Annotated in this window: 5 protein-coding genes; all 5 read left to right on the forward strand. The window is 47.9% G+C overall.

Annotated features, from left to right (window positions below; genetic code table 11):
- Positions 1 to 9: 9 nt before the first annotated feature.
- Positions 10 to 657, forward strand: a complete 648-nt coding sequence (locus OEV79_12315; protein MDH4212219.1) for an isoprenylcysteine carboxylmethyltransferase family protein — start codon at positions 10 to 12, stop codon at positions 655 to 657.
- Between the two features lie 83 nt (positions 658 to 740).
- The gene (locus OEV79_12320; protein ID MDH4212220.1) at positions 741 to 2,882 is read left to right on the forward strand and encodes a C25 family cysteine peptidase; all 2,142 of its coding nucleotides are present in this window, start codon (positions 741 to 743) and stop codon (positions 2,880 to 2,882) included.
- A 35-nt stretch (positions 2,883 to 2,917) separates the two neighbouring features.
- On the forward strand, positions 2,918 to 3,526 hold the full coding sequence (locus tag OEV79_12325) for a class I SAM-dependent methyltransferase (protein MDH4212221.1): 609 nt from the start codon (positions 2,918 to 2,920) through the stop codon (positions 3,524 to 3,526).
- Between the two features lie 58 nt (positions 3,527 to 3,584).
- On the forward strand, positions 3,585 to 4,406 hold the full coding sequence (locus OEV79_12330) for an MBL fold metallo-hydrolase (protein MDH4212222.1): 822 nt from the start codon (positions 3,585 to 3,587) through the stop codon (positions 4,404 to 4,406).
- Positions 4,407 to 4,530: 124 nt separating this feature from the next.
- On the forward strand, positions 4,531 to 4,913 hold a 383-nt coding region (locus tag OEV79_12335), incomplete at its 3' end, for a nuclear transport factor 2 family protein (protein MDH4212223.1).

The following is a 4,913-nucleotide window of genomic DNA, read 5'->3' on the forward strand; positions in this document are numbered from 1 at the left end:
ATAGGGCTAGTGCTGATCAGATTCGGGACTGGCGCCGTGGTAATGGGGCTGCTCTTTTTCTTGTCGGCTGGCACGTTCCGGTTCTGGCACGCCTGGGTCTTTATGGCAATACTATTCATCCCGATGTTTTTTGTTCTCATTTATCTGGTGAAAAACGACCCGGCTCTGCTCGAACGCCGGATGCGAACCAGGGAAATGGAACCGTTTCAGAAACGATCCCTGATAATTTCAACTTTCCTGTATGCGCTTGCCTTTTTGATGCCGGGGCTCGATCACCGGTTCGGCTGGTCATCGGTGCCGGTTGCGCTGGTAATTGTCGCCGACATAATTGTTTTTCTGGGTTACATGTTGTTCTTTCTTGTTTTGAGAGAGAACTCATATGCATCGAGAGTCGTTGAAGTGGAAAAAGAGCAAAAAGTCATCTCGAGCGGGCCCTATGCCACAGTCCGCCATCCCATGTACGCTGCTGCACTGATGATCTTCCTGTTTAGCCCAATGGCACTTGGCTCGTTATGGGCGTTGGCCGCTATGATACCTGCAACACTTTTGATAATCCCCCGTATTATTGATGAAGAGCGGCTGCTTTCCAGAGAACTTCCCGGCTATGAAGCTTACAGGCAGAAGGTGAGGTACCGGTTAATCCCGATGGCGTGGTGATCCGCAGTGTACCTGGAATGGGAAGAAACCGCGCATTGACCCGATGTCTTATGAATAGTATAATGTATTACAGGAGGATAGGAGTGAAGTTATTGTTGTCTCTTATGTTTTTTGCGACAGGTTGGGCAAATGTGCTGAGGGTAGATGTGACGGCGCCAGAATACAGTCTTGAAAAAGATCGCTTGATCGTGTCCGGGGCTGCGTATAACAATCCAATCGGGGCACCTGCGCTTCCGTGTAGGGTGATAACGATCGCTTTGCCGCCAGGGGCAGTGCTGGAGACCGTGGATTTTCGCGGTGCGTGGCGCGAACTGGGTGTTGTAGTTATACCGCCGGCACAGCCACCGCTGCCCTTGTCTTACGGTGCTGCTACTGAAGAAGTGCTTGAGCAGTTCGGGCGGGCGAGCGAAATGTATTACCGTTCTGAGGAAATATATCCAGCCTCTCACGGCAGTGTTATATCGACCGGAGGACTGCGTAAGTATATGTTGGTTACGGTAGCGTGTAATCACTTTGCATACAACGCGGTTTCCAGTATGTTATATTGCACGGAAAACATAACCGTTGAACTTTACTATACGGTGCCCCTGCCATCAAGCGAAAGAGCCATCTACTGGAATAGTTTGATCGATGACATCACATTCGACCCTATCGCGAAGGAGCTCATCTACAACTGGAGTGACGCGCAGATCTGGTATCACACTGATGAACCGGAGCGTGCGAATGGATACTGTATCATAATACCATCGGCAATTCAGAATACGGTTGATGCGCTTGTGCAGCACAGACAGAGTCAGGGATATGAAGTTAATATAGTAACAAAGGAATATATCGATGCCAATGTGGCGGGCGTTGATGGTCCGCATAAATTAAGGAATTACCTCAGGGCGAATATGGCGGACATAGAATATGTGTTGCTGGTCGGGTTCTCGACCGATATGCCATGGCGGAATTTGGTGCCTTTCAACAATGACCCGAACAGTCCCTATAATCATCCTGATTACTCACCGATACCCAGTGATCTCTATCTCGCCGAGTTGACTGATCCCGACAGTATTTCGTGGAATAGTGATGGCGATTTGTACTACGGAGAAGTTTTCACTGCCAATTTTCAACCGTTGGGTGAGGATAATCCGGATTATCATGCAGATGTGCACCTGGGACGGATTCCTTTCAGCGACCCGGGTATTATCGAGGATATCTGTGCAAAACTGATCGCGTTCGACACGAATACAGATGTCGGTTACAAGACCGCATCATTGTTGACGGGTGCGCTGTACTACTACGCTAATGAGAATTATACAGGTAATGCACGCATGGACGGTGCTAATTATTGCGAGCAACTGCTCATCGATTCTGTCCTGGCGCGCGCAAACGCAGTTACCCTCTATGAAAAGGGTGGCCTGAGGCCATCAACGTTGTCTTGTACGGATTCCCTTACCCAGAACAATCATATCGCTTATTGGCAGAACAAGGGTATCATGTATGAATGCCATCATGGCAATGTTCCTGTGTATGCGCGGAAGCTGTGGGCTTGGGACGACGGTGACAGTGTACCCGAGACTCCTGAGATCACGTGGCCAACTTCATTCTATATTACAAATGTATACTCTCTTGATAATGATCATCCATCAACATGTTTTCTCCGCTCGTGCCTTTGTGGAAAGCCGGAGGAGACCAGTTTAGGTGCCATGCTTTTGTATCGTGGCGGCTCCAGTGTGATCAGTAGTTCACGTATTTCGTGGTCCAGCTCGGCAGATCCCGGTGGAGTTCCATACCACTTCTACGACAGGTTACTTCAGGACACATTGATCAGCGGTGGCATCATTGGAACCGCATATGATATTGCTCGAAATGATTTCATGTCCAATACCGGGTTCTGGCTGCCGGCTTACCATTACAATCTCTTCGGGGATCCGGCGCTCAGGCAGTTCGGGCAATTTGTGAGCATAGAGGAAAGTAAAATCAGTGCGCCTGCCTTCGCTTTCAGTGTGTTCCCGAATCCTTCGCGGGGCATTATTACGTTGAACATGCATTCGCCGCAGGAACATCCTGTTGAATTCGACCTCTATGATGTGTCAGGACGATTGGTCAAGAATCTCCGCGTTGAATCATCAGGCGGGCAAAGTGTTTCTTTGGACATAAACTTACCTTCTGGCGTGTACTTTGTGATATGCCAGGACAATACGAATGAATTTCAACGGAAGATTGTTATCACTGAATAGTGGGATGGAAGAAATCGCACTGATGGAAATGCCGCGTGGATGAGATCATCTGGGCAACGCCACTTTATGAATTTCTAAAGCAGTGCAACGCAACTTCGCTGGACAAGACAGTCTTGGATTGCGGAGCCGGTTCGTACGGAGATCGACCCCCACCGCTTCTGCTCTTCTATCAGCAGGGTTATGCAACATACGGCATTGAAATAACCGAGGAAGGACTGTCGAATGCACGCAAATTCTGCGTTAAAAAGGACATACCGTTGAATATCTTCCGGGGTGATATGCGGCGGATCCCGTTCGCAGATAGAGTATTCAGTTTTGTGTATTCTTATAATGCAATATTCTTCATGACCAAAGCGGATATTGCACTGGCCATGTATGAGATAAAAAGGGTGCTCAAACCCAGCGGTATTTGTTTCGTGAATTTTCTGTCGGTGGATGATCCGGATAGAAGACCATTCCGGAAGAACGGATTTGCAGCACTCTTGCTCGGAAGCAAACAGTTCTCGCGTTTTCGAAATAACGAGGCAGATATTTATTTCAGGGATTTCGAGATTCTGCGCAAAGAAAAGCGGCTTGTCAACAAATTGTATGACGGCAAGAGGCTGAAGCAAGCTTATATAGACTATATTGCAAGGAAATGCTGATGGTATCATCGGTCGACTCACAAATCCAAACGATAGTTGTAATGACGAGGAGTAAAAGATGCCGGGTGAGAAAGCGATTTTGTGTTGTTTCGTTGTTTTTATGCTGTTGAGCGTACTTCATAACCCGACATTATTTGCCGGCGGATCGGCGGAAAATTCAATTGCGATCGTTTATAACAACGTTCCGGGAGATATGTCGTCTGGTGTAAAAGTGGGAGGGGGTTTTAGCGCATTCATAGTGTTCAATCAGAAAGAAATTCTTTTCGATACGGGTGGAGATACTGCGATACTCATAAATAACATTAGAGCACTGGGTCTCAATTTAGAACACCTTGACGCTGCGGTAATTTCGCATAACCACTGGGATCATGTCTACGGTCTTCCAGGTATCCATGCACTTACTGGGGTAACACCTAAGGTTTATGTGCCTGGCTCTTCTAAGGATTCGGTGCTGCAGCAGAATCCGCACCTGGATGTTGTACCGATCCAGGAGCCAATGGAGATAATGCCGAGTGTTTGGTCAACCGGCGAGGTCAAGACAAGTTACAGGGACATCGCTCTGCTTGAGCAATCATTGATTTTGGATGGTGGTGAAGGTTTATATGTTATCACTGGATGCGCGCACCCCGGGGTCGTGGAAATAATCGAGCGTGTAAAAGAGATTCTTCCTGAAAGACCGATCGCCTTAGTTACGGGCGGTTTTCACCTGGTCAATGCAACTGAAGAAGAGGTGAGAGGTATATCAGCGAAGCTAAAAGAATTGGGCGTCAAAAACATCGCACCTTCCCACTGCACAGGCAGTATGGCGATGGATATCTTCAGAGAAGAGTGGGGGGATCGACACGTCGAACTATATCTCGGGCATGTTCATAAATTCTGAGCGGCCGCCTACAGTTGACATCAGGGCTTCTGGTATTATACTATCATCGAGGATCATTCAGCACAGCCCTTAGGTTCGGCGGCTATCTGGAGCTATCGTGCAGTAACAATAATAGGAGGTTTGTATGAAGTACATTACGCTGGTGTCGTTCATGATGTTGGTTGCGATCATTGGCTGTAAACCCCGGCCGGTCGTGGATATGGATGCTGAGATTGCGGCAATCAATACTCTGCTCGGTGAGTATGTGAAGAGTGTTGAAACAGAGAATATGGAACTCTATGCCAAACTTGTGAGTCATGATACGACCATGATCAATTTTGGCTCATTTGGCAAACCCATCAGAGGTTGGGATGCGCTGGTGAAGGTCATGGAAGGCCAGAACGAATTACTTTCGGATACGAAGATATCTACGAGCGGTCTGAAAATATATGTTTCGGCTGACGGCAAGATGGCCTGGGCCAGATGTTTGTGGACCTTGAAGGCAAAAATGGCGGATAACCCGGTCGA

Source organism: candidate division WOR-3 bacterium (assembly GCA_029858255.1).
Taxonomy (GTDB): domain Bacteria; phylum Hydrothermota; class Tepidihabitantia; order SM23-42; family SM23-42; genus SM23-42.

What these genes read in the sequence shown, in the direction of transcription:
- OEV79_12330 (MDH4212222.1), top strand. Translation starts at nt 3,585, where the DNA reads ATGCCGGGTGAGAAAGCGATTTTGTGTTGTTTCGTTGTTTTTATGCTG.